This window comes from Marinobacterium sp. xm-d-579 (assembly GCF_013282935.1).
Lineage (GTDB): Bacteria > Pseudomonadota > Gammaproteobacteria > Pseudomonadales > Balneatricaceae > Marinobacterium_E.
The window spans coordinates 611,338-637,355 of sequence record NZ_WBYP01000001.1; the positions used below are offsets into that span (position 1 = coordinate 611,338).

Annotated in this window: 29 protein-coding genes and 1 pseudogene; 11 read left to right on the top strand and 19 right to left on the bottom strand. The window is 48.5% G+C overall.

The window, feature by feature from the left end:
- Nucleotides 1–137: 137 nt before the first annotated feature.
- On the top strand, nt 138–584 hold the full coding sequence (locus XMD579_RS03180; RefSeq protein ID WP_173480143.1) for a type II 3-dehydroquinate dehydratase: 447 nt from the start codon (nt 138–140) through the stop codon (nt 582–584).
- Here the strand turns inward: XMD579_RS03180 and XMD579_RS03185 are convergent.
- The gene (locus XMD579_RS03185; protein WP_173480142.1) at nt 581–1,084 is read right to left on the bottom strand and encodes a methylated-DNA--[protein]-cysteine S-methyltransferase; all 504 of its coding nucleotides are present in this window, start codon (nt 1,082–1,084) and stop codon (nt 581–583) included. The two genes, XMD579_RS03180 and XMD579_RS03185, sit on opposite strands and share 4 nt — an antisense overlap.
- Nucleotides 1,085–1,221: 137 nt before the next feature.
- Here XMD579_RS03185 and XMD579_RS03190 point away from each other — a divergent pair, with 137 nt between their 5' ends.
- From XMD579_RS03190 to XMD579_RS03215, 6 genes are all read left to right on the top strand, one after another.
- Nucleotides 1,222–1,407: a hypothetical protein gene (locus tag XMD579_RS03190; protein WP_173480141.1), complete on the top strand. Its 186-nt coding sequence runs from the start codon at nt 1,222–1,224 to the stop codon at nt 1,405–1,407.
- Nucleotides 1,408–1,552: 145 nt separating this feature from the next.
- A complete protein-coding gene (locus tag XMD579_RS03195) occupies nt 1,553–1,858 on the top strand; it encodes a cytochrome c5 family protein (RefSeq protein WP_173480140.1) in 306 nt (101 codons plus the stop codon).
- A gap of 91 nt (nt 1,859–1,949) precedes the next feature.
- Nucleotides 1,950–2,726: a sulfite exporter TauE/SafE family protein gene (locus XMD579_RS03200; protein WP_173480139.1), complete on the top strand. Its 777-nt coding sequence runs from the start codon at nt 1,950–1,952 to the stop codon at nt 2,724–2,726.
- 59 nt (nt 2,727–2,785) lie between these two features.
- On the top strand, nt 2,786–3,028 hold the full coding sequence (locus XMD579_RS03205; RefSeq protein ID WP_173505806.1) for an exodeoxyribonuclease VII small subunit: 243 nt from the start codon (nt 2,786–2,788) through the stop codon (nt 3,026–3,028).
- On the top strand, nt 3,028–3,912 hold the full coding sequence (locus tag XMD579_RS03210; protein ID WP_173480137.1) for a polyprenyl synthetase family protein: 885 nt from the start codon (nt 3,028–3,030) through the stop codon (nt 3,910–3,912). Before XMD579_RS03205 ends, XMD579_RS03210 begins: the two co-directional genes overlap by 1 nt.
- The gene (locus tag XMD579_RS03215; RefSeq protein WP_173482759.1) at nt 3,912–5,681 is read left to right on the top strand and encodes a 1-deoxy-D-xylulose-5-phosphate synthase; all 1,770 of its coding nucleotides are present in this window, start codon (nt 3,912–3,914) and stop codon (nt 5,679–5,681) included. The genes XMD579_RS03210 and XMD579_RS03215 overlap by 1 nt, the downstream gene beginning before the upstream one ends.
- 61 nt (nt 5,682–5,742) lie before the next feature.
- On the opposite strand, the gene ribA is transcribed toward XMD579_RS03215, so the two are convergent.
- From ribA to glyA, 10 genes and pseudogenes are all read right to left on the bottom strand, one after another.
- Nucleotides 5,743–6,354, bottom strand: a complete 612-nt coding sequence (ribA, locus tag XMD579_RS03220; protein ID WP_173480732.1) for a GTP cyclohydrolase II — start codon at nt 6,352–6,354, stop codon at nt 5,743–5,745.
- An 85-nt stretch (nt 6,355–6,439) separates the two neighbouring features.
- The gene (locus tag XMD579_RS03225) at nt 6,440–6,913 is read right to left on the bottom strand and encodes a phosphatidylglycerophosphatase A (RefSeq protein WP_173480135.1); all 474 of its coding nucleotides are present in this window, start codon (nt 6,911–6,913) and stop codon (nt 6,440–6,442) included.
- Nucleotides 6,906–7,874 carry a thiamine-phosphate kinase gene (gene thiL, locus XMD579_RS03230; RefSeq protein ID WP_173480134.1) on the bottom strand — a complete coding sequence of 323 codons (969 nt, stop codon included), beginning with the start codon at nt 7,872–7,874 and terminating at the stop codon, nt 6,906–6,908. Before thiL ends, XMD579_RS03225 begins: the two co-directional genes overlap by 8 nt.
- Complete coding sequence (nusB, locus tag XMD579_RS03235; protein WP_173480133.1) at nt 7,874–8,347, bottom strand: transcription antitermination factor NusB; 474 nt, start codon at nt 8,345–8,347, stop codon at nt 7,874–7,876. The genes thiL and nusB overlap by 1 nt, the downstream gene beginning before the upstream one ends.
- A gap of 1 nt (nt 8,348) precedes the next feature.
- Nucleotides 8,349–8,822, bottom strand: a complete 474-nt coding sequence (ribE, locus tag XMD579_RS03240; RefSeq protein ID WP_173480132.1) for a 6,7-dimethyl-8-ribityllumazine synthase — start codon at nt 8,820–8,822, stop codon at nt 8,349–8,351.
- Nucleotides 8,823–8,828: 6 nt separating this feature from the next.
- Nucleotides 8,829–9,944 carry a bifunctional 3,4-dihydroxy-2-butanone-4-phosphate synthase/GTP cyclohydrolase II gene (ribBA, locus tag XMD579_RS03245; protein ID WP_173480131.1) on the bottom strand — a complete coding sequence of 372 codons (1,116 nt, stop codon included), beginning with the start codon at nt 9,942–9,944 and terminating at the stop codon, nt 8,829–8,831.
- A gap of 13 nt (nt 9,945–9,957) precedes the next feature.
- Nucleotides 9,958–10,623, bottom strand: coding sequence for a riboflavin synthase (locus tag XMD579_RS03250; protein WP_173505807.1), 666 nt, complete (start codon nt 10,621–10,623; stop codon nt 9,958–9,960).
- Between the two features lie 9 nt (nt 10,624–10,632).
- Entirely contained in the window at nt 10,633–11,730 is a 1,098-nt protein-coding gene (gene ribD / locus XMD579_RS03255; protein ID WP_254443733.1) for a bifunctional diaminohydroxyphosphoribosylaminopyrimidine deaminase/5-amino-6-(5-phosphoribosylamino)uracil reductase RibD, read from the bottom strand.
- A 137-nt stretch (nt 11,731–11,867) separates the two neighbouring features.
- Nucleotides 11,868–12,329: pseudogene (gene nrdR / locus XMD579_RS03260) on the bottom strand (transcriptional regulator NrdR); the annotation flags it as partial.
- A gap of 95 nt (nt 12,330–12,424) precedes the next feature.
- Nucleotides 12,425–13,678 carry a serine hydroxymethyltransferase gene (gene glyA / locus XMD579_RS03265; protein WP_173480128.1) on the bottom strand — a complete coding sequence of 418 codons (1,254 nt, stop codon included), beginning with the start codon at nt 13,676–13,678 and terminating at the stop codon, nt 12,425–12,427.
- 269 nt (nt 13,679–13,947) lie between these two features.
- Between glyA and ettA the strand changes: the two genes are divergently transcribed.
- Nucleotides 13,948–15,606, top strand: a complete 1,659-nt coding sequence (gene ettA / locus XMD579_RS03270; RefSeq protein ID WP_173480127.1) for an energy-dependent translational throttle protein EttA — start codon at nt 13,948–13,950, stop codon at nt 15,604–15,606.
- A 49-nt stretch (nt 15,607–15,655) separates the two neighbouring features.
- Here the strand turns inward: ettA and XMD579_RS03275 are convergent, their stop codons facing one another.
- Together XMD579_RS03275 and radA are read right to left on the bottom strand one after the other, a co-directional pair.
- Entirely contained in the window at nt 15,656–16,291 is a 636-nt protein-coding gene (locus XMD579_RS03275) for a nucleoside triphosphate hydrolase (protein WP_173480126.1), read from the bottom strand.
- 15 nt (nt 16,292–16,306) lie between these two features.
- Nucleotides 16,307–17,683 carry a DNA repair protein RadA gene (gene radA / locus XMD579_RS03280; protein ID WP_173505808.1) on the bottom strand — a complete coding sequence of 459 codons (1,377 nt, stop codon included), beginning with the start codon at nt 17,681–17,683 and terminating at the stop codon, nt 16,307–16,309.
- A gap of 106 nt (nt 17,684–17,789) precedes the next feature.
- On the opposite strand from radA, the gene XMD579_RS03285 reads away from it, so the two are divergent.
- Nucleotides 17,790–19,061: an O-acetylhomoserine aminocarboxypropyltransferase/cysteine synthase family protein gene (locus XMD579_RS03285; RefSeq protein WP_173505809.1), complete on the top strand. Its 1,272-nt coding sequence runs from the start codon at nt 17,790–17,792 to the stop codon at nt 19,059–19,061.
- A 73-nt stretch (nt 19,062–19,134) separates the two neighbouring features.
- Here XMD579_RS03285 and XMD579_RS03290 read toward each other — a convergent pair whose 3' ends face one another.
- The 6 genes from XMD579_RS03290 to XMD579_RS03315 are packed head-to-tail and all read right to left on the bottom strand — an operon-like array spanning nt 19,135 to nt 23,777.
- Nucleotides 19,135–19,974, bottom strand: coding sequence for a phosphatase PAP2 family protein (locus XMD579_RS03290; RefSeq protein ID WP_173505810.1), 840 nt, complete (start codon nt 19,972–19,974; stop codon nt 19,135–19,137).
- Entirely contained in the window at nt 19,974–20,474 is a 501-nt protein-coding gene (locus tag XMD579_RS03295) for a cytochrome b (protein WP_173505811.1), read from the bottom strand. Before XMD579_RS03295 ends, XMD579_RS03290 begins: the two co-directional genes overlap by 1 nt.
- 31 nt (nt 20,475–20,505) lie before the next feature.
- Nucleotides 20,506–21,126, bottom strand: coding sequence for a hypothetical protein (locus tag XMD579_RS03300; protein ID WP_173505812.1), 621 nt, complete (start codon nt 21,124–21,126; stop codon nt 20,506–20,508).
- 2 nt (nt 21,127–21,128) lie between these two features.
- Complete coding sequence (locus XMD579_RS03305) at nt 21,129–22,106, bottom strand: ABC transporter permease (protein WP_173505813.1); 978 nt, start codon at nt 22,104–22,106, stop codon at nt 21,129–21,131.
- Nucleotides 22,099–23,031: an ABC transporter permease gene (locus tag XMD579_RS03310; protein ID WP_173505814.1), complete on the bottom strand. Its 933-nt coding sequence runs from the start codon at nt 23,029–23,031 to the stop codon at nt 22,099–22,101. Before XMD579_RS03310 ends, XMD579_RS03305 begins: the two co-directional genes overlap by 8 nt.
- Nucleotides 23,028–23,777 carry an ABC transporter ATP-binding protein gene (locus XMD579_RS03315; protein ID WP_173505815.1) on the bottom strand — a complete coding sequence of 250 codons (750 nt, stop codon included), beginning with the start codon at nt 23,775–23,777 and terminating at the stop codon, nt 23,028–23,030. Before XMD579_RS03315 ends, XMD579_RS03310 begins: the two co-directional genes overlap by 4 nt.
- A gap of 166 nt (nt 23,778–23,943) precedes the next feature.
- On the opposite strand from XMD579_RS03315, the gene XMD579_RS03320 reads away from it, so the two are divergent.
- Together XMD579_RS03320 and XMD579_RS03325 are read left to right on the top strand one after the other, a co-directional pair.
- A complete protein-coding gene (locus XMD579_RS03320; RefSeq protein ID WP_173505816.1) occupies nt 23,944–24,615 on the top strand; it encodes a response regulator transcription factor in 672 nt (223 codons plus the stop codon).
- The gene (locus XMD579_RS03325; RefSeq protein WP_173505817.1) at nt 24,612–26,000 is read left to right on the top strand and encodes a HAMP domain-containing sensor histidine kinase; all 1,389 of its coding nucleotides are present in this window, start codon (nt 24,612–24,614) and stop codon (nt 25,998–26,000) included. Before XMD579_RS03320 ends, XMD579_RS03325 begins: the two co-directional genes overlap by 4 nt.
- Nucleotides 26,001–26,018 lie beyond the last annotated feature (18 nt).

Consider the following 26,018-nt stretch of genomic DNA (forward strand, 5'->3'; position numbering starts at 1 on the left):
TGCTTTCTCGACTTAGCCCGCTAGGCCTTCGAAAACACGCCTTGATAATGAATTTGACTGTAAGCCTGAGATGCCATGGACTTGTTCGCAGGCTTCCAAAGCGACCAGTTGTCTGGCAAACAGTTAAGGATAGAACCATGGCAAAAATACTTCTGCTTCACGGCATCAACCACGCAATGTTCGGCAAGCGTGATCCGAAACATTACGGCACCTTTACGCTGCAAGATATCGAATCGGCCGCAGCTAATTGGGCTGCTGAGCAGGGGTGTGAGCTTGAGTGCTACCAGACAGACATCGAAGGTGAGCTGGCACGCAAAATTCATCAAGCCTTTTTGGAAGATGTTGATGCGATCGTTATCAACGCAGGTGCTTGGACTCACTACAGCTACGGTCTCACCGATGCGTTGGCGATATTCAAAGACAAAGGCCCTATCGTTGAGGTGCACATGTCCAACGTTCATGCGCGTGAGGAGTTCCGACATAAATCGGTCTTCTCACAGGTCGTTATTGGTCAGATATCAGGCTTTGGCTTGACCAGCTACAAGTTGGGTATTACCGCAGCAGCGGATGCGCTTAAAGCCTAAGCAAGAATCTGCTTAACCAAATCAAGGCCACCGGCTTCTAATGTAAGCAGGTGGCTTTTTCGTTCCACCCCCCAACGAAAGCCCCCTAATCCCCCGTCAGAACGCACCGCACGGTGACAAGGTATTAAATAGGCATGTCGGTTTTTACCTAGAGCACTACCCACAGCTCGAACCGCTGCTGGCTTACCAACCTCTTCCGCTAGCTGTTTATAAGTCAACACTTCACCTACTTTGCTAACAGCAATCCGCTGCCAGACCGCCTTTTGAAAATCTGTACCAGAGACGATCAAAGGTAACTGACCACCGTTAGTGAGGATGAATTGCTTAAATTGACAGTAATCCTCATTGGGTGGGATGGCCTCTGCATCGACGAAGGAGCTCTCTAAAATTCCCTGTTCGCACCAAACTATTTTAAGCAGACCCGCTGTAGTCTCTTTATAACAAGAGTGTTGGGCCTGTTCAGAAACCATCACATCTGAGTCGTTGATCAGTTTTATCATTTTGTCATCTCGATATTAATCCACAAAGGAGATAGGCCCAACGTTATAAATTGTTAACGCAAACGTCACCAAACTGTCATGTTTAAGGCGTTTAATCACGCTACTAAATTGATAAACAATAAAAAGGTAGCTGCACAATGAACCATAGTGATGCGCTAGTAAGAATGCACCATCGTGGCTTTAACGTTTCTGAGCTTAAAAACCAACCTAATATTGACCGCACCGATCTTGATGCTGCGTTGAAAAAGATCGAACGCGAGCATGAAACCTCTAAAAGAGGTCTAGCTCAACACTCGCAAGCAAGCTTTGCGATGCGACTTTAGACGCTAATTGCTCCAATAGCCCCTCATCTTCGTAGATTAATTGGACTTACACGAACCTTTGGTTATAAACTTATTCGATCGGGCGCTCTAAGCTAAATTTAGCTCCATAAGAGCAAACGAAAGTTCATGAATTGAGGTGGATATAATGAAAAAGACTCTACTTGGCCTAACAGCCGCTGCTCTTATGGTTCCTGCAACTGCAATGGCTGAGCGTGATGGCGCAACTGTATACAACACTTACTGTCTAGCTTGTCACATGGTTGGCGTTGCTGGCGCTCCTAAAATGGGTGACGCTGCAGCATGGGCTCCACGTGCCGCTAAAGGTATCGATGCGCTTCTAGCGACTGCTAAGACGGGTATCAACGCAATGCCTCCAATGGGTACTTGCATGGATTGTTCTGATGCTGAACTTCAGGGCGCTATCCAACACATGCTAGATTCCTCTAAATAAGTTTTAGACGTCTCTACAAATAACCGGCCTAGTGCCGGTTTTTTGTTTTCTGGCATACAATAGCGGCTCTTAAAAACTCTCGGGGTACAGCTTGTCTGATCTAATCTGGTGGCAATACCTTCTCATTGCACTCATCTTTGTCTGGAGCGGCTTTGTTCGAACCGGCCTTGGCTTTGGTGGTGCCGTACTCGCCCTACCGTTTCTGCTGTTAATCGTTGATGATCCCCTCATCTTTCTGCCCATAATCGCCGTGCACCTGCTCATCTTTTCAGGGGCTATTACGCTGGGGAATCATTTCAAAGCGAAGCGTTTGGGAACCAGTGGGCTCAAAGAGAATGTCGATTGGCCCTATCTGAAGAAAACCCTAAAAGTGATGATTATCCCGAAGCTGATTGGGGTATTCGGGCTCTTAACACTGCCCAACGAGATCATGTCTGGGCTAATTTTTGTCATCGTCATCGTCTATTCAATTGGTTACATTCTTAATAAACCCTTTAAAAGCAACTCCGCTTGGATCGATAACCTCTTCTTAATGCTGGGAGGCTATGTCAGTGGTACTTCTTTGATTGCAGCGCCACTGGTCATGGCCGTCTACGCTAGCCATGTCGCTAAAGAGCAACTGCGCGATACTCTGTTTGTTCTCTGGTTCATTCTGGTGGTTATCAAGATGGGATCCTTCTTTGTCGTAGGCGTCGATCTGCAGTTAATCCACCACCTCTGGTTGCTGCCCTGCGCATTCATCGGCCACCTTCTTGGGCAAAAGCTGCACCGCTATCTGGTCAAGACCGATTCCGCCCGTTTCTTCAAAATTATTGGCACAGTGCTGATCATTACCAGCACCATCGGTATTGCACGGACCTTTGCTTAAGGACAGGGTATACTACAAAGCTTGTTCGCAGTTTTCCTAAATTTAAGGACTGAGTAATCATGGCAGAAAGCAAACAGACAACGGACTTCGAAGGCTCCCTAAAACGGTTAGAAGCCCTGGTTTCAGAGATGGAGAAGGGGGATCTCTCTATCGAAGAGGCACTAAAATCCTTTGAAGAGGGGATCAGCCTGACCCGCGAATGCCAAAACATTCTGCAATCGGCCGAACAGAAAGTCGTGATGCTAACAGAGCAATCCGGCGAGCTGGTAGAACAACCGTTTAACGAATCTGAACAAACCTAATGCCACAACCAATGCTAGCTCTGTACCGACAGAGAGTTGAAGCTGAGCTCAGTCGACGTTTAGCTGAACGTAACGGGATTGACCCTAGCCTTCATCAGGCGATGCACTACAGCCTGATGAATGGAGGCAAGCGCCTTCGTCCCACGCTGGTCTACCTGGCCACTGAGTTACTAGGTGGACAAATTGAGCAAGCGGATACGGCCGCGTGTGCTTTGGAGTGCGTTCATAGCTATTCACTGGTGCATGATGATCTACCGGCTATGGATAATGATGAGCTGCGCCGCGGCAAACCAACCTGCCATATCCAGTTCAATGAAGCGACCGCCATATTAGCCGGTGATGCACTGCTAACCTGGGCATTTGAACTGCTCAGTCAGCCTATTGATGCACTACCAGCGTCCACTCAGTTACAGATGGTTCATACCCTAGCTAGATGCAGTGGTGATCTGGGTATGGTTGATGGCCAAGCCTTTGACCTAGGCTCAGAGGGTAAAAGACTGAGTCTAGAGCAGCTGAAAAGCATGCACGCAGCTAAAACGGGCGAACTCATTCGTGCAGCTCTGCGTTTAGGCGCTTTAGCCAGTGGTAATGCTACCGATACGGATCTAGAGGCACTCGATCGTTACGCGCAAAAGATTGGACTAGCATTTCAGATTCAAGATGACATCTTAGATATCGAAAGCACCACAGAACAACTGGGCAAACCCCAAGGTTCTGATGAAGAGAGAGACAAAGCCACCTACCCTGCACTTATTGGGCTTACTCAAAGCAAGCAGTGGTTGAATGAATTGCACCAACAGGCGATTGAAGCTCTAGAAACCTTCGGTGAACGTAACCAGTCATTAATAGCCCTTGCTGATTTTGTCATTGCCCGTAACCATTAATGATTACTGATATCCCCACACAACGTCCTGCGACTCCACTGTTGGACCAGATTGACTCCCCTTCAGATTTAAAAGGGTTGAATCTGGGCCAATTACAGCAGCTAGCGGATGAGTTACGTCTCTATCTGCTCTTCTGTGTCGGTCAGACTGGGGGACATCTTGGTGGCGGACTCGGGGTTGTCGAACTGACACTAGCGCTTCACCAGCTATTAGACACACCAGACGATCATCTGGTTTGGGATGTAGGTCACCAAGCCTATCCGCACAAAATTCTGACGGGTCGTCGTGAGGCGATGCTTAACATACGGCAACGAGAGGGGCTTACTCCCTTTCCCGATCGAGCTGAGAGTATTTACGACTGCTTTGGCACTGGGCACTCCAGCACCTCTATCAGCGCCGTTCTCGGCATGGCGATTGCCGACACACTGCAAGGCAATGATCGTAAATCGGTGGCTGTTATAGGTGATGGGGCTCTGACGGCTGGTCAGGCCTTTGAAGCACTCAACCACGCAGCACATACTGATGCGAATCTACTCGTCATTCTGAACGATAACGACATGTCGATCTCGCCCAACCAAGGGGGATTGGCCACCTATCTAGCCAAGAATCTACGTGAGCAAGCACCCACTAACCCTGTGATGCCTCTATTTGAAGCACTGAACTTTGAATACTCTGGCCCTATTGATGGTAATGACCTGAGCCAATTAATCCCTGCCCTTAAGCAGTCATTGAGCCAAACAGGGCCTCAATTCCTGCATATTAGAACTCGTAAGGGGTTTGGGTTTAAGCCAGCTGAAGAGGATCCGGTCGGCTATCACGCCATCACTAAACTGGAAAAACCATCAGAGATCAGTGCTCCTAATCTGAAATACAGCGATCAGTTTGGCCAATGGATCTGTGAAACTGCTTCAAGTGACCCTCGAGTAGTCGCGATTACCCCGGCCATGAGGGAGGGTTCTGGCCTTGTGCAATTCGCTGACCAATACCCAACACGTTACTTTGATGTTGCCATTGCAGAACAGCACGCAGCCACCTTTGCAGCCGGCCTTGCGGTAGGTGGGATGAAACCGGTTCTGGCAATCTACTCAACTTTTTTGCAGCGCGCTTTGGATCAGGTCATCCACGATATCGCCCTGCAAAATCTCGACTGTTTGATCGCTGTAGATCGTGCAGGATTGGTTGGGGAAGATGGTCCAACCCACTCAGGTATCTTCGATATCCCAATGCTTCGCTCGCTACCCGAGGTTGTCATTATGACGCCCTCCACACTGGATGAGCAGCAGCAGATGCTGACTCTAGGCTACCAATACAATGGCTGTGCTGTGGTCCGCTACCCTCGAGGCGAAGGCGTTAAGAGCAGAACTCCATTAGCGTCCTTAGCCATGGGTCAAAGCCGGTTGGTAAGAGTTGGTAAAGGTGGCGTCATACTCAACTTTGGCCCTCTTTTACCAGCAGCCGAGCAGGTCGCTGATCAGTTGGATCTTGGCTTAATCGATATGCGCTTCGTCAAACCACTCGATGAAGCTATGCTTGAAGAGCTAGTGAATACTTACTCTCACTTTATCACCCTGGAAGATGGGGCTATTGCGGGCGGAGCGGGCAGTGCTGTGAATGAGTGGCTGACTCATAATGGCCAGAACTTACGTTGTCTTAACCTTGGCATTCCCGATCGTTGGATTGAGCATGCGACTCGGGATGAACAGTTACAAGATGCCGGCTTAGATGCTGACTCAATTCGAGAGCAGATAGAGCACTTTCTACAGACCTAAAAAAACCCCAGCACTGCTGCTGAGGTTTATCAATGCACCAAATCAGTACCAACCTATGCCATTAAGCATCCGGTTTGAAATGCACTTCGCTCATCATATGACCGAGTTTACCCATTTTCGTCTCTAGGTAGTGCTCGTTGTAGCGGTTCTTACCGACTTGCAGTGGCACACGCGACGAGACATTCACACCATACTCTTCGAGTGCAGCGACTTTACGCGGGTTGTTGGTCATTAAGTTAACGCTCTTAACACCGATCGCATCCAACATTGGCTGACACATTGAGTAGTTACGCATATCAGCGGCAAAGCCTAAGCGCTCATTGGCCTCTACCGTGTCACAGCCAGAGTCTTGCAGGTTGTAGGCTTTGACCTTATTCAAAAGACCGATACCACGGCCCTCTTGGCGTAGGTAGAGCAGAACGCCTTTGCCCTCTTCGGTAATGCGCTTTAGGGCCTCTTGCAGTTGAAAGCCACAGTCACAGCGCAAGCTGAACAAGGCATCACCTGTTAGACACTCTGAGTGCATGCGGGCTAGAACGGGTTCGTCACCTGCAACATCACCGTATACCAGCGCGATGTGCTCTTTACCGCTCTCGACCTCTTCGAAACCAACCATACGGAATACACCCATAGGCATTGGCAATTTACATTCCGCTATCAGTTTAATATCCAAAATCTTATCCTCAATTCGATGCATCCTTGCATCTTTACCTCTGAATTAGTGAAAGGTATTACGACCAGATCACTAAAGCAGATTGCTATACAGCATAGTTTACCGCTTGCACGACCCCTAGCGCCATCAATCCAGCCAATAGATCATCCAACATAATGCCTAGGCCACCCGAGACGCGTCGGTCTGCCCAGCCTATCGGCCAGGGCTTCCAGATATCGAATAGACGGAACATCACAAACCCGAACACGACCCACTCCCAGCCCGTCGGAAGCGCAATAAAGGTAATCCATAGGCCAACAAACTCATCCCAGACAATGCCGCCATGATCATGAACACCCAGATCGTCTGAGGTTTTGCCACACAACCAGCAACCCAATAAAAAGGTCACCAACATTAATAAAAGATAGGGTATCAGTGCCCAATCGTTGAATAGGTACCAAATAGGAATGGCCGCAAGCGTACCGACGGTGCCGGGTGCTTTTGGCGCGGCACCACTGCCCAAACCAAAGGCTAAAAAGTGAATGGGGTTTCGCCAGATACTGGCAGGCGCTCTATTCATGTTCGTTTCCAAAATGGTTGAAACCCAATGAGGCAGGCAGAGGCACAGGTTCGCCCGATTTCAACAGTGTGATCCCTGTTTGTTGTGTGATCTTGCCTACTAGAGTCAGGGGTAGTGCTAGACGTTCACTGATTTGTTGAAGTTCAGGCACTCTATCCTGTGGAAGTGTAAAGCAGAGTTCAAAATCCTCACCGCCTGAAAGCGCCCATCTCTCTGCCAAATCTGGGGCAAGATCTTTAATGTCGGCTGATAGAGGTAGTGACTCAGTATGGATCTCTGCCCCAACACCCGAAGCGGTTAATAGATGCCCAAGATCCGCTAATAGACCATCCGACACATCCACGGCTGAATTCGCAATTCCACGCAGCGCCTCACCCAGCGCAAGTCGCGCGGTTGGGCGATAGTAGCGTTCAAGTAGGTAATCAGACCCACTTTCACACTCAGCAGTTAATAGCGCTAATCCGGCTCGGGAATCGCCTAGAGTGCCGCTGACCACAATGGCATCGCCAGCTTTAGCACCGCTACGTTTAAGCGCCATGCCTAACGGAACCTCTCCATGCACCTGAGCCGTAAACACTTGTTGTTGCCCTGAGGTGGTATCCCCGCCGACCAATATCAGTGAGTAGTGATGACAGGCCTCTGCTAAACCTTTTGAGAAGGCTGCTAACCACTCTCGCGTAGGCCCATTCAGTGTACAGGCAAGTGTCAGCCATTTGGGGAATGCCCCCATTGCCGCCAAGTCGCTGACACTACTGGCAACTAATCGCCACGCCAAATCTTCTGGATCGATGTCCGGTAGAAAATGAACACCTTCAACCAGCGTATCGACAGAGATAGCGAGTTCGGTATGGGGACTGGACGTTAACAGAGCGCAATCATCACCAATGCCGAGTTGAACACTGGGATGATCGCCACTGATGGAGTCAAAATAGCGGCGAATCAGATCGAATTCGCCTGGCATTACTTACCGCGGTTGGCTTTGATCTCGACAGCGCGGACTTTTTGCGCCAGCTTATCGAGGACGCCATTAACGTACTTGTGGCTCTCGGTTGCCCCAAAAATTTTCGCCAACTCAACGCTCTCGTTGATAGCGACTTTATAAGGGACTTCGATACGATTGATCAGCTCATAAGCACCGATACGAAGTACGCTCACTTCCACCGGATCTAACTCTTCGACGTTACGATCCAGATAGATGTTAAACGCTTGATCAAGCTCTGCTTTTTGCGCATTCACGCCTTGCAACAGTTCAGAGAAGAGCGGTACATCGGTTTCACTCATGTCGTTGTCGACACGAAAATGAGCCTCTACCTCATTCGTTGGGTTTTTTGTCAGCTCTTGAGAGTAGAGTGCCTGCAGCACAAAGCTGCGAGCGTTGCGACGCTTCTCTGTATTAGAGACTTTTTTGCGCTTAGGAGCCTGTTCTTCGCTCATCTTAAACCTCAAGTTGGCGAAGAAGACTCACCATCTCAACAGCTGATAGCGCGGCTTCAGCGCCTTTGTTACCTGCTTTCGTGCCAGAGCGCTCGATTGCCTGCTCGATAGAGTTCACTGTCAGAACGCCGTTTGCAACTGGGATATCAAAGTCGAGAGATACCTGGGCTACACCTTTAGACGCTTCGTTAGAGACGTACTCAAAGTGTGGCGTACCACCACGAATTACCGCACCCAGTGCGATGATTGCATCATCTTGTTTCTGTTGAGCGACGCGCTTAACCGCCAATGGAATCTCAAACGCACCCGGTACACGAACGATGCGGATATTATCTTCAGAAACGCCGTGGCGTTTAAGAACGTCGATAGCACCTTCTAATAGGCTCTCTACGACAAATGAATTGAAACGGCCAACAACGATTGTGTAGCGACCATTTGCAGCGACAAAATCGCCTTCAACTACTTTTACACTCATGATCTTTTACTCTGCAAAAGGGATGTATTCATCAATCTCAAGATCAAAGCCTGAGATTGCATTAAATTTCATTGGTGAACTGAGCAGGCGCATTTTACCTACCCCAAGATCACGTAGAATCTGTGAACCTGTACCTACTGTCAGGTAAGCGCCGGACGCGCTGACATTCACTTTAGACGGTTTAGAACCACTGGTGATCTGGCTGATAGAGTCGCCAAGATCGATGCGATTACCACTATCCAGAAGCAGGGCAACACCCTTACCTTCTGCAGCGATACGCTCTAGTGCGCGACGCAGTGTCCACTTAGCTTCACTCTCCTCAGCTACGCCAACCACGTCACGCAGAACTTCAGAGCGGTTGTGTACACGAACCATAGTCGGCTCATCAGCACTGATATCACCTTTGTGAAGTGCAAGGTGGGTACAACCGAGGATCTCATCGTTATAGGTCGTGTAATTAAATTGACCGTAATCTGTCTCCAGTGAACCGGTGTCTGCCACCGTCACTGTCTGTTCATTAGTCGTACGGTAGTGGATTAGATCCGCAATGGTACCGATCTTCAAACCGTGCTCTTTAGCAAAGATCTCAAGATCGGGACGACGCGCCATGGTGCCATCTTCGTTCATCACTTCGACGATCACAGACGCTGCGCTCATGCCTGCCATACGAGCTAGATCACAACCCGCTTCTGTATGACCGGCACGGCTTAGAACACCACCTGGTTGCGCCATCAATGGGAAGATGTGACCCGGCTGAACGATGTCCTCAGGTTTAGCATCACCCCGCACGGCTGTACGCACAGTATGGGCACGATCAGCGGCTGATATACCCGTGGTCACACCTTCAGCAGCTTCAATAGAGACCGTGAAGTTGGTGGAGTAGGCTGCACCGTTGCTCTGCACCATCAGCGGGAGGTTCAGACGTTCACAGTGTTCACGCGTCAGGGTAAGACAGATTAGACCGCGGGCATTCTTCGCCATGAAGTTGATGTCATCTGGACGCACCATTTCGGCCGCAATCACTAGATCACCTTCATTCTCACGATCTTCATCATCCATCAAGATAACCATCTTACCTTGGCGAATGTCGTCGAGTAGCTCTTCGACGCTGTTTAATTGCATATCCACTCCTAAATTAACGCCTGTGCATAAAGCCTGCAGAGGCCAACATCTCCAATGAAATCCCTTCACTGGACGATTCAGATTCCTGCTTCGTTTGAAGCAAACGCTCTAAGTAGCGAGCGATCATATCCACTTCGATATGAACACCATGCCCCACTTCATACTGACTAATGATCGTCGTATCTGCCGTATGAGGCACAATGTTGAGGTGAAAACTGTCTGCATCAACACTGTTCACCGTCAAACTTACGCCGTCTATTGTAACCGATCCCTTCGGCGCGATATAGCGAGCTAACGAGCTAGGCATGTCGACGGCTATGCGCACTGAGCGGGCATCGCGCTCAATGGAAGCGATGCTACCCACAGCATCGACATGTCCAGAGACTAAGTGCCCGCCTAAACGGGTTGTTGGCAGCAGTGCTTTTTCCAGATTGACCGCTTCACCGGGTCGCAGATCCATCAATCGAGTATGTGCCAGACTCTCTTGCGAAACATCGGCCGTAAAATGTTGTTGATCATACTCAATCACGGTGAGGCAGACCCCATTGGTGGCAATACTGTCGCCTAACGCCACATCGGACATGTCCAATTGACCCGTTGCTAGGGTCAATCGAAGGTCGCCACCAACCTCTTGTTTGGCAGCGACGGTACCGATCGCTTCTATAATTCCGGTAAACACCTTCTGCTCCTAAACTGTCCAGGTCATGCGAAGATCATGACCAAACTGTCGGACATCTTTCAGTTTCATCTCGATCGCTTCAGACATCTCAGTTAATGGAAGCTCAGCTAGAGGGCGGGCATCAGACCCCATCAATTTAGGTGCCATATAGTGAACCAACTCATCTACTAACCCTGCTGCTAGCATGGCACCGGCTAACTGGGCGCCACACTCCACCAACACCTCATTACAGGACTCTTTTTCGGCCAAATAGCTAAGCAACTGTGGCAAATCGATACGCCCTGCCTCGTTCGCTAGTTGAACCTGTTCAGCACCCTCAAGTAGGTTGCAGTCGTTTGCAGCGACAACCTGTAAGGTTCTGCCAGGCAGCGCCAGCATCTGGGCTGAGGCTGGCAGTCTTCCCTGAGAATCCAGTACCACGCGCAACGGCTGACGACCTTCAGTCAGAGGCACAACGGATGCAGGCAACTGAGCTTCTCGAACCGTCAAAGCAGAGTCATCTTGTAGTACCGATCCGACCCCGGTAATCACTGCACTACTGCGGGCACGCAATCGTTGCACATCGGCACGCGCTTCAGGCCCAGTAATCCACTGCGACTCACCCGATGCCATGGCCGTTCGGCCATCAATACTGGTGGCAAGTTTCAATCTAACAAAAGGACGGCCGCGCTCCATTCTGGAAAGAAACCCAGGATTCAGTGCCCGCGCTTCACTCTCAAGTAACCCGGCAGCCGCATCGATTCCCGCCGCTTTCAACATTGCAATGCCTTTTCCGGCGACTTCAGGGTTTGGATCAACCATGGCCGCAACGACACGCGTCACTCCGGCGTCGATGAGTCCTTGAGAGCAGGGTGGCGTCCGACCAAAGTGGCTGCAGGGTTCCAGAGTGACATAGGCAGTCGCACCGGTTGCATCACCGGCCGCTTTTAACGCGTTGACTTCTGCATGGCCCTCACCGGCGCGCTGGTGGTAACCCTCGCCGATAATCACACCATCGCGCACCAATACACAGCCGACTCTGGGGTTAGGGTCTGTGGTGTAGATGCCTTTAGCCGCCAGCTGTATGGCTCTTGCCATGTACTGGCGATCTTCGATCGTAAAACTCAAAGTAGCTCGTCTCCAAACAGATCTGGACTATCTGGAACCTGTGGCTCCGGTTTTTTCTGACGAGATTTACGACTCGGTTTCGATTTAGGTTCTGGTTGGGCGTTAGCCGTCAGTGCCGATTTCGAGGCACTTTTAGTCTCAACTACTTCGGGCTCAGCTAGACGCTCAATTTCAAGTTTAAACTCATTGATGTCTTGGAAGTCACGGTAGACCGAAGCAAAACGAACGTAAGCGACCTGATCAAGCTTACGCAGTTCAGCCATGACCGCTTCGCCGACCAGTTTTGACTCAATTTCACGCTCTCCCGGTGCACGCAAACGCTGCTTTACACGGTTCAAACAGGCTTCAATCTGTTCAATACTGACCGGGCGCTTCTCTAGGGAACGTGTAATACCTGAACGGAGTTTCTCTTCGTCGAACGGCTGGCGACTGCCATCATTCTTAATCAGACGCGGCATTAACAGTTCAGCCGCTTCAAAGGTGGTGAATCGCTCATGACAGCTCACGCATTCGCGACGACGACGAACCTGCTGACCTTCTGAGATCAGTCTTGAGTCGTTCACTTTGGTGTCCGATGCGCCACAGTAGGGACAATGCATATTGGCCTCTCAGTGCTGTTAAAAGAGCGAAAAAGGGCAGCTCAATGCTGCCCTCGGTATTCTATGTGGTTGAGAGCGAACTCTCAAATCCACAATTAAGCGTAAACTGGGTACTTCGCGCAGATCGCTTTAACCTGCTCTTTCACGCGGTTGATCACATCATCATTGTCGATGTTCTCAAGCACGTCACAGATCCAGTTAGTTAGCTCAGCCACTTCAGCCTCTTTGAAGCCACGACGAGTAACGGCTGGAGTACCGATACGTAGACCTGAAGTGACGAACGGTGAACGTGGGTCGTTTGGAACCGAGTTCTTGTTCACAGTGATGTTAGCACGACCTAGTGCCGCATCAGCATCTTTACCGCTGTACTCTTTGCCAATTAGGCTCAGTAGGAATAGGTGGTCATCAGTACCGCCAGAAACGACATCAAAGCCACGCTGCTGGAATACTTCAGCCATCGCCTGTGCATTCTTAACAACCTGTGCTTGGTACGCTTTCCACTCTGGCTCCATCGCCTCTTTGAAGCAGACAGCCTTAGCCGCGATAACGTGCATCAATGGACCGCCCTGAGACTCTGGGAATACCGCAAAGTTCAGTTTCTTCTGCAGCTCTTCATCAGCGCGCGCAGATAGAATCAAACCACCACGTGGTCCGCCCAGTGTTTTGTGAGTCGTTGTTGTCACGACGTCAGCGTATGGCAGTGGGCTTGGGTAAACGCCAGCAGCCACTAGGCCTGCAATGTGTGCCATATCGACAAATAGGTATGCACCCACTTTGTCAGCGATTTCACGGAACTTAGCCCAATCAACGACACGCGAGTAAGCAGAGAAACCGGCAATGATCATTTTCGGTTTATTTTCTAGAGCAAGACGCTCAACTTCCGCGTAGTCTAGGTCACCGTTCTCATCAAGACCGTACTGGAAGGCATTGTAGATACGGCCTGAGAAAGAGACTGCAGCACCGTGAGTCAAGTGACCACCGTGTGCAAGGCTCATACCCAAAATAGTATCGCCGGCTTTACAAAGCGCCATAAATACAGCCGCGTTAGCTTGTGAACCTGAGTGTGGCTGAACGTTTGCAAACGTTGCACCGAAAAGCTCTTTAGCACGCTCAATCGCAAGCGTTTCTGCTTTATCAACGTACTCACAACCGCCGTAGTAACGTTTGCCTGGGTAACCTTCCGCGTACTTGTTAGTAAGAACTGAACCCTGCGCTTCCATAACACGTGGACTGGTGTAGTTCTCTGACGCAATGAGCTCGATGTGCTCTTCTTGACGCGTCTCTTCAGACTGCATTGCTGCCCAAAGTTCTGCATCGTAGCTAGCGATGTTCATATCCTTACTAAACATGGAGATCCCCTGTATTGGTTCAACGATCTGACGACTTTGGCTGCAATCGAGAAGCCTGGTCAGCTCGAAAGATTTTGATGGCGCGCATTATAAGGCAAAACGGGTAGAAAAATCACTTGAAAAGCGATCAGGTCAACCTGCAATTGTTCTCAAGTTTAAGTGTGCCGCCCTGTGATTTGACCGCCCCCTATCTGGTATACTCTGCGCAACCTTTTTAAATGGGTCATGCAACGGCGTTGTAGCCCAGATATTTTGCTAGGAATCAACACATGGCACAGTTTGTCTATTCAATGAACCGCGTTGGTAAGGTGGTCCCACCTAAACGCGAAATTCTTAAAGATATCTCTCTATCCTTTTTCCCTGGCGCGAAGATCGGTGTCCTCGGTCTGAACGGTGCGGGTAAATCAACGCTGCTAAAAATCATGGCGGGCGTCGATCAGGATTACATCGGTGAAGCGCGTCCAATGCCCGGCATTAACGTCGGCTACCTACCGCAGGAACCTGAGCTGGATGAGACAAAAACCGTTCGTGAAGTGATCGAAGAGGCGGTGGCCGATGTCAAAGGCGCTATGGCTGAGCTGGATGAGGTCTACGCAGCATACGCTGACCCAGATGCAGATTTTGATGCCCTAGCGAAACGCCAAGGCGAACTAGAGAACCTTATCACGGCCAAAGATGGTCACAACCTTGATACAGCATTAGAGCGTGCGGCCGATGCGATGCGTCTACCGCCTTGGGATGCTGAGGTAAAACACCTATCTGGTGGTGAGCGTCGCCGAGTGGCTCTTTGTCGTTTGCTGCTTGATCACCCAGACATGCTGCTACTCGACGAGCCGACCAACCACTTGGATGCTGAGTCGATCGCTTGGATCGAACGCTTCCTTCAGGAGTACCCAGGTACCGTGGTTGCGATTACCCACGACCGCTACTTCCTTGATAACGCGGCTGGTTGGATTCTGGAACTGGACCGTGGCCATGGTATTCCATGGGAAGGCAACTACAGCTCTTGGCTAGAGCAGAAAGATGCACGTCTAGAGCAAGAAGCGAAACAAGAAGCGGCTCACCAGAAAGCGATCAAAGCGGAACTTGAGTGGGTTCGCCAAGGCGCTAAAGGTCGTCAATCGAAATCGAAAGCTCGCTTGAAGCAGTTCGAAGAGATGAACTCTAAAGAGTTTCAGACTCGTAACGAGACACAAGAGATCTACATTCCACCTGGCCCACGCCTAGGTGACAAGGTGATCGAACTGAATAACGTGACTAAGAGCTACGGCGATAAGCTGTTGTTTGAAAACCTCAACTTCTCAATTCCACCGGGTGCAATTGTCGGCATCATCGGTGCCAACGGCGCGGGTAAATCGACTCTGTTCCGCATGATTGCCGGTGAAGAGCAGCCAGATTCAGGCTCTGTCGAGCTTGGTTCAACGGTACAGCTTGCCTACGTCAACCAGTCTCGTGAATTAGATGGCAACAAGACGGTCTTCGAAGAGATCTCTGACGGTTCTGATATGATCACGGTAGGCAACTACACCACCCCTTCACGCGCCTACTGTGGTCGCTTCAACTTCCGCGGTTCCGATCAGCAGAAGTTTGTCAAAGATCTGTCAGGTGGTGAGCGTAACCGCCTGCATATGGCGAAATTGCTTAAAGAGGGTGGCAACGTACTGCTTCTCGATGAGCCAACCAACGACCTGGATATCGAAACGCTACGTGCACTTGAGGAGGCAATTCTAGCCTTCCCAGGTTCTGCGGTAGTGATTTCCCACGACCGTTGGTTCCTTGACCGTATCTGTACTCACATGATCGCCTACGAAGGTGACTCACAGGTGACCTTCTTTGAAGGTAACTACACTGAGTACGCGGAAGACTACAAGAAACGCTTCGGCAAGGATCACCAGCCAGAGCGCATCAAGTATCGCCGCATGAGCTAAGCTCCTGCCACCATCAAAAAAGCCGCTTCTCAGCGGCTTTTTTTATCTCTCAATCCTGATCAAAAACCAAATCTGCCTTTCGGCTTCGTTCTACCACCGTTTTAGCGTTCGGAAGGTCGTTGTTCCAAGCTTTTTGCTCAGCCTGCTGTTGTGTGTAGCCATGATCTAACCAACGCTGAATCAGCCGACGTTCCAGCTCTTCAAATGTGGGTGATGTAAACACTGTCAGATCAAAATAGGGGGCCAACTCTGACCAAGGCGCTTCGTCTAGTAAAAGGTAGTTACCCTCTACTACGACCACTTCACACCCTTTAGGCAGAAGACCCGCATCGATATGACTCGCCTCAATTGAGCGATCAAAAATGGGGTAACGTACATCAGCATCCGCTTGTTTAATACGTCGTACCAGGCTGATCAATCCCTCTACATCGAAGGTGTCTGGAGCACCCTTTCGATCTAAACGACCTCGTTCGACCAGGACCTCATTGGTTAGATGAAATCCATCCATTGGGATAACAGCGGCCTGTCCATCCCCTTTAGTGTCATTGATAGTGTCGACCAGCTCCTCAGAGAGCGTCGACTTACCGGCACCGGGCGGGCCAACCACAGCGATGACAACCCGTGTGCCAAGCTGATGATAATTGGTTAACCATGAGAGTAGATGTTGTACCTGTTGTGAAATCATTACTGCTTACTCAGATTAGATAGAGTCCAGCGCTTCTGAGAGGCGATCAACGGCGATGATCTTCATACCCGGAACGCTCTCTTTTGGCCTGTTCCCTTTGGGCACAATCGCACGAGTAAAGCCGTGTTTAGCCGCCTCTTTGATTCGCTCCTGCCCGTTTGGCACAGGGCGAATCTCACCGGACAAGCCAACCTCACCAAAGACGATCAAGTCGGTTGGCAGTGACTTATCACGAAAACTGGAGACAATCGCCGTTAGTAGCGCCAAATCCGCGCTGGTCTCCATGACTCGTATACCGCCAACCACGTTGATAAAGACATCTTGATCGCCGGTCATTAATCCACCATGACGGTTCAATACCGCTAGCAGCATCGCAAGTCGATTTTGATCCATTCCGACAGCCACACGTTTGGGGTTGGAGTGGTGCGATGTATCGACTAGGGCTTGAAGCTCAACCAGCATCGGACGGGTGCCCTCCCAGACCACCATCACGACGCTGCCTGGCCTTGCATTATCATCACGACTTAGAAAGATAGAACTGGGGTTCTTAACCTCTTTTAACCCTGTCTCCAGCATGGCAAACACACCCAGCTCGTTGACAGCGCCAAAACGGTTTTTATGGCTGCGCAGTGTGCGGAATCGGCTGTCGCTCTCGCCTTCTAGTTGCAGTGAACAGTCGATCATATGCTCAAGTACTTTGGGGCCAGCCAATGAGCCATCTTTGGTCACGTGGCCTACCAGAAAGATCACCGTACCCGTCTGTTTGGCGTAACGCGTTAAATAGGCCGCACTTTCACGAACCTGAGATACTGAGCCCGGCGCCGATTGCACATCGGATACGTGCATCACCTGAATTGAGTCGATGACTAACACCCTAGGCTTGAGCTGATCCGCCACATCACAGATGGTCTCGACAGAGGTCTCAGAGAGCATCTTCAGATCCCCAACCTCTAGGCCTAAGCGTTTAGCACGCATGGCGACCTGTTGCAGTGACTCCTCACCGGTCACATAGAGCGCTGGCATATCGGCCACCAGTGCGGCCATGGTTTGTAACAACAGAGTCGATTTACCGGCGCCGGGATGCCCGCCGATCAACACGGCAGATCCAGGTACTAAGCCGCCCCCTAAGACTCGGTCCAATTCACCGATCTTACTGCTGATACGATCGGTCGCTTTCAGCTCCACCTCAGAGAGATTCACCACTTTCGACTGACCCGCTTCACCAGCATAACCCTGACGACGCACCGCGGCCTGAGCACCACCTGCCGGTGCCGAGCCAAGACGCACCTCTTTCAATGAGTTCCAAGCTTTACAGGCAGTACATTGCCCTTGCCATTTACTGTAATCAGCTCCGCACTCGTCGCAGACGTAGGCTAACTTTGCCTTTGCCATATAAGGTTATTACTCCATAGAAGTTGCGTAAGGTTTGGATTACGCGTACAAAATGTCTATCTATTTTGCATTAAGCGTAGATCAATAAGAAGAGAAGGAAAGATAAATGAAATTGGAAACACAAGCGGTACACGCGGGCTACCAAATCGATCCAACCACCAAGTCGGTTGCGGTACCTATCTACCAGACAACCTCTTACGCTTTTGACGACGCACAGCATGGCGCTGACCTATTCGACCTTAAAGTAGTCGGCAACATCTATACGCGCATCATGAACCCAACGACTGACGTTTTAGAGCAGCGTGTCGCAGCGCTAGAAGGTGGCATTGCCGGTCTTGCCGTCGCTTCAGGTATGGCAGCGATCACTTACGCCATTCAGACCATTGCCGAAGTCGGTGACAACATCATCTCGGCCAGCGATCTTTACGGCGGTACCTACAACCTATTTGCACACACACTGCCACGCCAAGGCATTGAGGTACGCTTTGTAGCCAGCAATGACATAGCCGCCATCGAATCTAAAATTGATGCGCGTACCAAAGCGCTCTACTGTGAATCGGTTGGCAACCCATCGGGTCGTATTGCCGATATCGCAGCACTTGCAGAAGTAGCTCACAAGCACGGCATTCCATTGATCTGTGATAACACAGTTCCTAGCCCTGCATTGTGGCGTCCAATTGAACAGGGAGCTGACATCATTGTGACGGCGGCAACTAAGTATATTGGCGGTCACGGCAACTCAATTGGAGGTGTGATTGTCGACTCAGGCAAATTCCCTTGGGCGGAGCACAAAGATCGCTTCCCTCTTTTGAATACACCGGATGTGTCTTACCACGGCGTGGTATACACCGAAGCATTTGGCCCAGCAGCCTTCATTGGTCGTTGTCGCGTGGTACCACTTCGTAATACCGGTGCTGCAATTTCACCGATGAACGTATTCCTTATCCTGCAGGGTCTAGAGACATTAGCACTGCGCATGGAGCGTATCTGTGAAAATACTCAGAAAGTTGCCGAGTTCCTTGAAGGACACAGTAAAGTTGGTTGGGTTAAATATGCGGGTCTCGCGTCCCACCAAGACCACGCACTTGCGCAGAAATATATGGGCGGTAAGGCGTCAGGCATTTTGAGTTTCGAACTTAAAGGCGGCCGTGAAGCGTCTCGTAAATTCTACGACGCACTTCAGATCTTCCTTCGCTTGGTGAACATCGGTGACTGTAAGTCGCTAGCCTCTATTCCAGCAGAAACGACGCACCGTCAGTTGAATGCTGAGGAGCTTGCATCTGCAGGTGTAACCGAGGGCATGGTGCGTCTATCAGTGGGTATTGAGCATATCGACGATCTAATCGCTGACCTCTCACAAGCACTCGACGCTGCTTAATCTGTGATAGTAAAAATAAAAAACCCGAATCATCTGATTCGGGTTTTTGTTTAGTAAACAGTTAATGGGTGTCCTAACGCCCAGTCAGTTTTAAAACGAGTGTATTTATCCAAGGCAGAGATTCTAAATCTAAACGAATGAATTGAATTGCAGTCCCAAGGGCAATGGTGACCAAGGCAATACGATGTAAAAGCAACTCAGCAAACACTGGTTCACTTCCTAAATGCCTGAAGAACATAAGGACTAGCAGGACTACAGAGAAAACGAATCCAATCAGAATGTAACTTTGCTTCTCTGTGATTGCTCTCTCGATAATTGAAAAGAGGTAGTAACCCAGTATCCAGCCGATTAAAGCCCCTACTACGATATCTGTAGGCCAATGAACACCAACTGCAACGCGCGACAAACCAATCAGCGTAGCTACGGTTACCAGTGCGACTTTGAACCAGTGACCTCTGTATTGTGCAGCAAGAATCCCTGCAACACAGAAGGCTATTGCTGTATGTCCTGAGGGAAATGATTTTGAGTGAATCGCTCCACCAATTAAATGGAAAGCGTCCTGTGTCAAAACTTGCGGCGGACGCTCTACCCCTAATCCAAACTTCAATCCTTGGACCACAAGTGTCAATGCAATGGCAGTCATCAGACTCGAAAATACGACTGTTTTACTTTTTCTATGTCTCGAGAGTCCAATGAGTAGCGACAGTGCAACGGCAGCATCGCCACCATTGGTAAGAAATACCCACAAGGAATCAGGTAAAAACGAAAATAAACCATTGAGTGCCAGGAATAGTGGCTGATTGATGTTAGTTAACAACAAAAGTGCACTTAGCATGCCAAGCACACCTATGATCGCCGTATCCAGCAGCCAAGATTGACTGCTGGTTGTATCTGTAGAACTAGAAATATTCATTAATTTCGTTTTTCACTTTTCAATAGAGATATGCGTGAGAGTATTCCATCTTTTAACACCCATTGATGATAGATAGCAGCCGCAATATGCAAGCCCACTAAACCCAACATTAGATTCATCAACAATACGTGGATATCTCCAAAGATCGTAATCTTTTCATACCACCCAATCACTCCGGCAACAGGCACTAGAAACATCAACAGATAGAGTAAGTGATGGGTCCCAGTCGCTATTTTGTTAAGACGCGAATCAGCTGACCCTATTGGTTCAGGTTTTTGTGAGGTAAGCCTCACGATCAAACGAATTAGTACTACCGCAATAAAGGCGAGTCCCGCGTAAACGTGGAAGTTGGCAACCCACTGTCCACTGACATCAATGTTTTCCAAATGTTGATCAAAATACTTGGGCATGCCATCGCTGATGATATAACTTGCAGCGAACATGATTGCTACTAGCCAATGTAGAAGAGAAAGGCCTTTTGAGTAATGTTTAACATTCATCTCTGTTTACTCCCTGTTTAAGAAAGCAGGCTTAGTCAGCCTGCTCTGCTCCACCTTTATCCTTGTTAATTTCTGCAGTCACACTCTGGTACCCCGCTGCATCGACAATGACTTTAAAGGTTTTAGCTGATGAGTCTGTTTTGTAAATTGAGTTTGGGTTTGCACGGAAATGGCCCGCAATCTTGGCATCATCTAGATGCACACGATCTTCTGCGCCGGCTGCAAGTTGAAATCCTTTGAGTGGCACTATGTAAGACTCATGCTTGCCAGAATCATTGCTTGTGATCGAATAACTAACTGATAGATCAGTTAAGTTTTTACTTGAGCTGTTCTTAAGCAACAGTTCAAGGTGATCGGGTGCATCATGTTTTGCAGCATAGTCATAGTTATCCTCGACCAATGCCTCTTTTATTTCTATCGGTGATTTAGGGCCTGAAGTGACTACCGAAATAGGCGCGACCGTTGGCTCTTTATCATCAAGATCTTTAATACCATCTCCATCAGTGTCAGCGTTCAATGGGTCTGTCTGAATCAGTGCTTCAGCAGTATCAGGTATACCATCTTGGTCGCTGTCTACTACAGCTGCCTGTACACCCTGTGACAGAAGAATAGTTAAAAGTGAAGCAGCTAATATAGTCTTTTGAGTTTTCATGATTATGATTCCTTTGCTAGTTTTTCAAATTTAAGTTTGTTTGAGATCGTTAATATTGATAGGAGAAAGAAGCTACCGAAGATCCAAAAGATATCGCTGCGCTTCTCAGTGAGGATTGGAGTGAGCGCCTGACCCGTGTAGGTATCTTTAATACCTAGTATGGCGAAGCTAGCCCGCTCAAAATGTTTAGTTACTGATGCTGCCTCTATCCCATTTCGAACTAGTTCATAAGTCGCGAACCCTTGTTTGATTCGCTCCTGCTCCACTTTAGGAATATGCAACTGTTTGAACACACCACCAGCAACCTGGTTGTCCGGATCCAAGGTATCTCCAATCTGAGGAGCAATCAGAACCACCAACAACCAGATTACAAAGCTCGCGAGAAGCGCCGATGATGGGTGTTTGAGCGTGAAAGTCAGAAGCAGTGATAGAAGGAAAAAAGCACTGACATAGGTTGTTGCTAACACCCATACCAATCCAATACGAACAAGGTCATCACCACTGAGTGGAACGCCAGAACTTACCGCTAACACTCCCGCCAATACTGCAAAGACCAAAAATAGACTGATGGCAATCAACAAGGTACCGGCAAAAACCTTACCAAGTAGAAACTGAGTTTTTGAAAGGGGTCGAGTTAAAACCAACGCCAGAGTTTGACGGCCACGTTCAGCAACAGCTGTTCTAAAACCAACCAAAATCCCGAGAACAGCACCCACAATCTCTATCTGCTCTATCGCACCTCGAAGGAGTTTAAGTGGATAGAACTCGGGAGAGGCAATCACATCTAATGATTTTCCTAACGCCAGTAAGGTCTCTTTCGCTGCGTTGTAAGTTGCCACGTCCGTGGCCAGTGCAATAGCCCCTGTTACAAGAGCGACAATTGCTGCAACCCCGATAAAGCTAGTCAAAAGAGCGAAAAAACCATCACGACGAGCCTCTTTGAGGTCCTTACTGGTAATTGCAAAAGTTTGGCTAGACATCGAACTCTCCTTTTTCAAGCTTAAGGGTGAGCACCCCAAATGCTGCAACACATCCAGAAGCTGTAGTTAAACCGGCCAGCGAAAGCAGAGCACCCCGAGGAAATGCTTCTCCAGACACTTGGTACTCTAAAAAGTAAGCGCCAAGTGTTTTAAAGCTTTCAGTCAATGACATTGGTCCAAGTAATGCGCTCGTAAAGTGGAAAAACGCGCTATCTGGTACAGCAACTAATGATGAGATTGGATTGATCGCTGCAGTTGAATGAATACTCGACGTCAATTCAGGAAAAACGAATGTAAAGGTGAGCCAAAGCGTTACAGGTATAAGTAGGGCTACCGATTCAACCCTGGAAGTTGCCGACGAAGCGATGCTGACAAAACCAAAAAAGAGCAGGTATAGATATGCGCACGCAAAGAACTCAGCCAACTTAACCCACTGAGATATACTGACCTGAATAGCTGGCAGCAGAGCTAGGGTAATGACTGCTATAAGAGCTGAGATCAGAATAATCGCACCCAAAACAACAGCTAGCGCAGATACTTTACCAAAGAGATAAGAGAGTGACTGACCAATACGAGTCCCTATTAGGGGTACTACGCCACTTTTGCGATCTGTTGCGATTAACTGATACCCAACGACTATTGATGCTAGTGCCCCGATCAAACTGATATAGATAGTCATATTCCGGAGCAATCCAAGAGAGGATTGCTGCGTCACTGGATTATCTGGGATAGCACCGCCTGTGCTCTTCAGATAAACCACTGCATCCTGATAGATGGCATTAACCGTCGACGTTGCAGACCAACCCAAATAGGCAGACATCAAAACCAAACTAACAAACAACAATGCAAAGATATGGACAATCGGTTGCTTCAGCAGTGAGCTGAGTGATTGCTTAGTAACTAAATACGAGACCGAGTGACTCATGCCGCAGCACCTTCTCTTTGTTCATTTTGAACGCTTAAATAGAGTCGTTCCATTGCAGCTTCATCACTAAAGCGCTGATTCACTTCCTCAACATCACCATGAAAAACTAGGTGACCGCGACTCAAAACACCTATAGAGGTACAGGTTTTGGCGATTTCACTAATTAGGTGCGTGTTCATAAAAATCGTCATGCCCTTCTCTTGATTAAGACGAACAATCAACTCACGCAGCATCTTCATACCCAGGGGGTCCAAGCCAGAAGCAGGTTCATCTAAGAAAAGTAATTTAGGGTCGTGCACGATTGCTTGAGCAAGTCCGACGCGCTGACGCATACCCTTTGAGAAGTTACCCACGCGCTTATTCGCCAGATCCTGAATTGATAGGTACTCCATAGCCTCATCGACTCGATTGGCTATGTCATTCAGTCCTGACAGTCCAGCAAAGTACTCGAGATTTTCACGTGTCGTTAACGACTCATAAAGTCGGACATTTTCAGGTACGTACCCAATCAACGGGCGTACTTTTTCGGGCTCGAGAAAAAGGTCATTACCAAAAATGTACCCACTACCGCTAATTGGTTTAGTTAGCGTGGTGAGCAGATGAATAGTGGTCGTTTTTCCTGCACCGTTATGGCCAAGGAAACCAAAAACTTCTCCTTCAGGAATCTGAAGGGTCAAATTATTCAACGCATGATAATCCCCAAACAGTTGGTTAACGCGTTTCAAATCTACAGCGAGTTTGGTCATTGATCTGCTCCGTCTTAAAATCTATAGGAGCTACTTTAAAGAGGAGTGTTGAGACTGATCTGTGCAATTTCTTACAATTTTGTAAGAACCCCGCCGGGTATTGGGATAATAGAGTTAAACCCTGTAACCTTGGCTTTATTGATAGGAAGCACTAAAGACTAAAAACATGAAAATTTTGTACGCAGAAGATGATCTAGAGACAGCTGAATACGTTCGTGCAGGCCTCGCACAACAAGGTTACTCAGTCGATGTCGTGCACGATGGCAAGCACGCACTGGGACAAGCAACCATGCAAGATTATGATCTCTACATCTTCGATAGGATGATGCCAAGTTTAGATGGTCTATCTGTGGTCAAGTCGCTTAGGGCAGCTAAGGACTTAACTCCAGCGATCTTCTTGACCGGAATGGGAAGCGTAGATGATCGTGTTGGTGGTTTAAAATCTGGTGCTGATGACTATCTAGTTAAACCCTTTTCTATGGCAGAATTAATTGCACGTATAGAGGTCATTACTCGCAGACCAGCCATGCAAGTTGAACAAACAGAGCTGATGCTCGGTGGTTTACAAGTAAAGCTGCTAAGCCATGAAGTTTTCCGTAGCGGCGAAAAGATTGACCTTCAGCCTCGTGAATACGCCCTTTTAGTATTTTTGATGGAACGCGCAGAACGCGTACAGACTAAAACGATGATTTTAGAGGCTGTTTGGAACATCAACTTCGACCCTAAAACCTCGGTCGTCGAGACACATATCAGTCGACTCAGAGCAAAGTTAGACAAACCTTTTGGCACCAACAATATCCAAACTGTTCATGGATCAGGATATCTTTTTAAACCATGAGCAATTCTATTCGAGAACTAACAAGGCTCTATCTAAATAGAGTCTCATCCCCTTTTCTATTTACTATCATCATCACCACTGTATTTGCATTTAGCACATCTATTGCAGCACTTGTAGTCGTTCAGGTTCACAGTACTGAAATATCTGATCGACTCTATCTAGATACCAAATCGACAGCAGACTCATATTTGGGAATTTATAATCTGGCCGGCCCAGAAGCTGTCATTACTGAAATTAAGCGCCAAGCGCAGTTTGCAAATGACAACACAACGCTTGCTAGCTTTTGGTTCAACAAGACTAAAACTGCCAAAGGAACACTTTTAGTTCAAACACCATTTGACGGCCGTAGTTCACTAACGGTTGGTAAAGAGATTAGTTCAATCACTGATGTGGGTGATGAAAGTGATGGTCGCTATTATGGCTTTGGGATTAAGGTTGATGATGGTTGGATTCTTGTCGCTAAAGACAGCCTCTGGGTTTCAGACAGCCAGGAGCTTTTAACTGAATCCATTTTATGGGGATTAGGAATAGCGATGACTATCGTCACGATTGTGGCTTTCAGCATTGCTAAATTGAGCCAGATGAGAGTTCACTCCATCAATACTGTTTTAAATAAGGCAGCCAATGGCCAACTTAACGTTCGCTGTGAGGTATCACCTCATGAACGTGACGAACTTGCCACAGTTTCAAGAGGCATCAACCAAACCTTGGAGCAACTTGAAACATCCATTCAAAGCTTGCAGCAAGTATCTAGTGATATTGCTCATGACCTAAGAAGACCCTTAACTCGCCTTCGATTAAAACTTGAGGGCCTTTCCCACGAGCATGACACAAAACTCAAAAATTTAGATTCAGCAATTGAAGATGTTGACCGCCTCTCCGCAACCTTTGATTCTATTTTAGAACTTGCCCAAATTGAAAGCGGTGTCGAGGCGATCGAATCTAAACCTGTTGAGTTGGGAGAGTTGTGTCGTGAAACCCTAGAACTTTTCGAGCCAATTGCTGAAGAGAGCGGACACAGTCTAACCCCGATTACATCTAAGAATATCGTGACTATTGCAGGCGATAGCAATCTTTTGCGTCAGGCTATTATCAACCTAGTTGATAACGCAATGCGTTACACTCCAGCAGGCTCAGAAATCAGAATTTCATATGGGTTTCTAAAATCTCAACCCTATCTACAAGTGAGTGATAACGGCCCCGGCATTGATGCTAGTGAGCTTGAATTGGTTGTGCGGCGTTTCTATCGAGCAGATAAAAGTCGCAACATCGAAGGTACTGGTCTCGGATTGAGTTTAATTAAAGCGATAGCAGCTAGACACAATGCAGAGTTGAAGCTAGTTGATAATAAACCAGGACTTCAAGTCACTTTAATCTTTAAATAGCAGATATAAAAAAACGCT

Coding starts and splice junctions, on each gene's coding strand:
- radA (WP_173505808.1), bottom strand. CDS start 17,683: ATGGCAAAGGCAAAGTTAGCCTACGTCTGCGACGAGTGCGGAGCTGAT.
- XMD579_RS03190 (WP_173480141.1), top strand. CDS start 1,222: ATGAACCATAGTGATGCGCTAGTAAGAATGCACCATCGTGGCTTTAAC.
- ettA (WP_173480127.1), top strand. CDS start 13,948: ATGGCACAGTTTGTCTATTCAATGAACCGCGTTGGTAAGGTGGTCCCA.
- XMD579_RS03195 (WP_173480140.1), top strand. CDS start 1,553: ATGAAAAAGACTCTACTTGGCCTAACAGCCGCTGCTCTTATGGTTCCT.
- ribBA (WP_173480131.1), bottom strand. CDS start 9,944: ATGCAATTAAACAGCGTCGAAGAGCTACTCGACGACATTCGCCAAGGT.
- XMD579_RS03225 (WP_173480135.1), bottom strand. CDS start 6,913: ATGAATAGAGCGCCTGCCAGTATCTGGCGAAACCCCATTCACTTTTTA.
- XMD579_RS03305 (WP_173505813.1), bottom strand. CDS start 22,106: ATGTCTAGCCAAACTTTTGCAATTACCAGTAAGGACCTCAAAGAGGCT.
- XMD579_RS03285 (WP_173505809.1), top strand. CDS start 17,790: ATGAAATTGGAAACACAAGCGGTACACGCGGGCTACCAAATCGATCCA.
- XMD579_RS03185 (WP_173480142.1), bottom strand. CDS start 1,084: ATGATAAAACTGATCAACGACTCAGATGTGATGGTTTCTGAACAGGCC.
- XMD579_RS03180 (WP_173480143.1), top strand. CDS start 138: ATGGCAAAAATACTTCTGCTTCACGGCATCAACCACGCAATGTTCGGC.
- XMD579_RS03325 (WP_173505817.1), top strand. CDS start 24,612: ATGAGCAATTCTATTCGAGAACTAACAAGGCTCTATCTAAATAGAGTC.
- XMD579_RS03210 (WP_173480137.1), top strand. CDS start 3,028: ATGCCACAACCAATGCTAGCTCTGTACCGACAGAGAGTTGAAGCTGAG.
- XMD579_RS03320 (WP_173505816.1), top strand. CDS start 23,944: ATGAAAATTTTGTACGCAGAAGATGATCTAGAGACAGCTGAATACGTT.
- XMD579_RS03295 (WP_173505811.1), bottom strand. CDS start 20,474: ATGAATGTTAAACATTACTCAAAAGGCCTTTCTCTTCTACATTGGCTA.
- thiL (WP_173480134.1), bottom strand. CDS start 7,874: ATGCCAGGCGAATTCGATCTGATTCGCCGCTATTTTGACTCCATCAGT.
- XMD579_RS03290 (WP_173505810.1), bottom strand. CDS start 19,974: ATGAATATTTCTAGTTCTACAGATACAACCAGCAGTCAATCTTGGCTG.
- XMD579_RS03205 (WP_173505806.1), top strand. CDS start 2,786: ATGGCAGAAAGCAAACAGACAACGGACTTCGAAGGCTCCCTAAAACGG.
- XMD579_RS03315 (WP_173505815.1), bottom strand. CDS start 23,777: ATGACCAAACTCGCTGTAGATTTGAAACGCGTTAACCAACTGTTTGGG.
- XMD579_RS03300 (WP_173505812.1), bottom strand. CDS start 21,126: ATGAAAACTCAAAAGACTATATTAGCTGCTTCACTTTTAACTATTCTT.
- nusB (WP_173480133.1), bottom strand. CDS start 8,347: ATGAGCGAAGAACAGGCTCCTAAGCGCAAAAAAGTCTCTAATACAGAG.
- XMD579_RS03215 (WP_173482759.1), top strand. CDS start 3,912: ATGATTACTGATATCCCCACACAACGTCCTGCGACTCCACTGTTGGAC.
- XMD579_RS03310 (WP_173505814.1), bottom strand. CDS start 23,031: ATGAGTCACTCGGTCTCGTATTTAGTTACTAAGCAATCACTCAGCTCA.
- ribE (WP_173480132.1), bottom strand. CDS start 8,822: ATGAGTGTAAAAGTAGTTGAAGGCGATTTTGTCGCTGCAAATGGTCGC.
- XMD579_RS03275 (WP_173480126.1), bottom strand. CDS start 16,291: ATGATTTCACAACAGGTACAACATCTACTCTCATGGTTAACCAATTAT.
- glyA (WP_173480128.1), bottom strand. CDS start 13,678: ATGTTTAGTAAGGATATGAACATCGCTAGCTACGATGCAGAACTTTGG.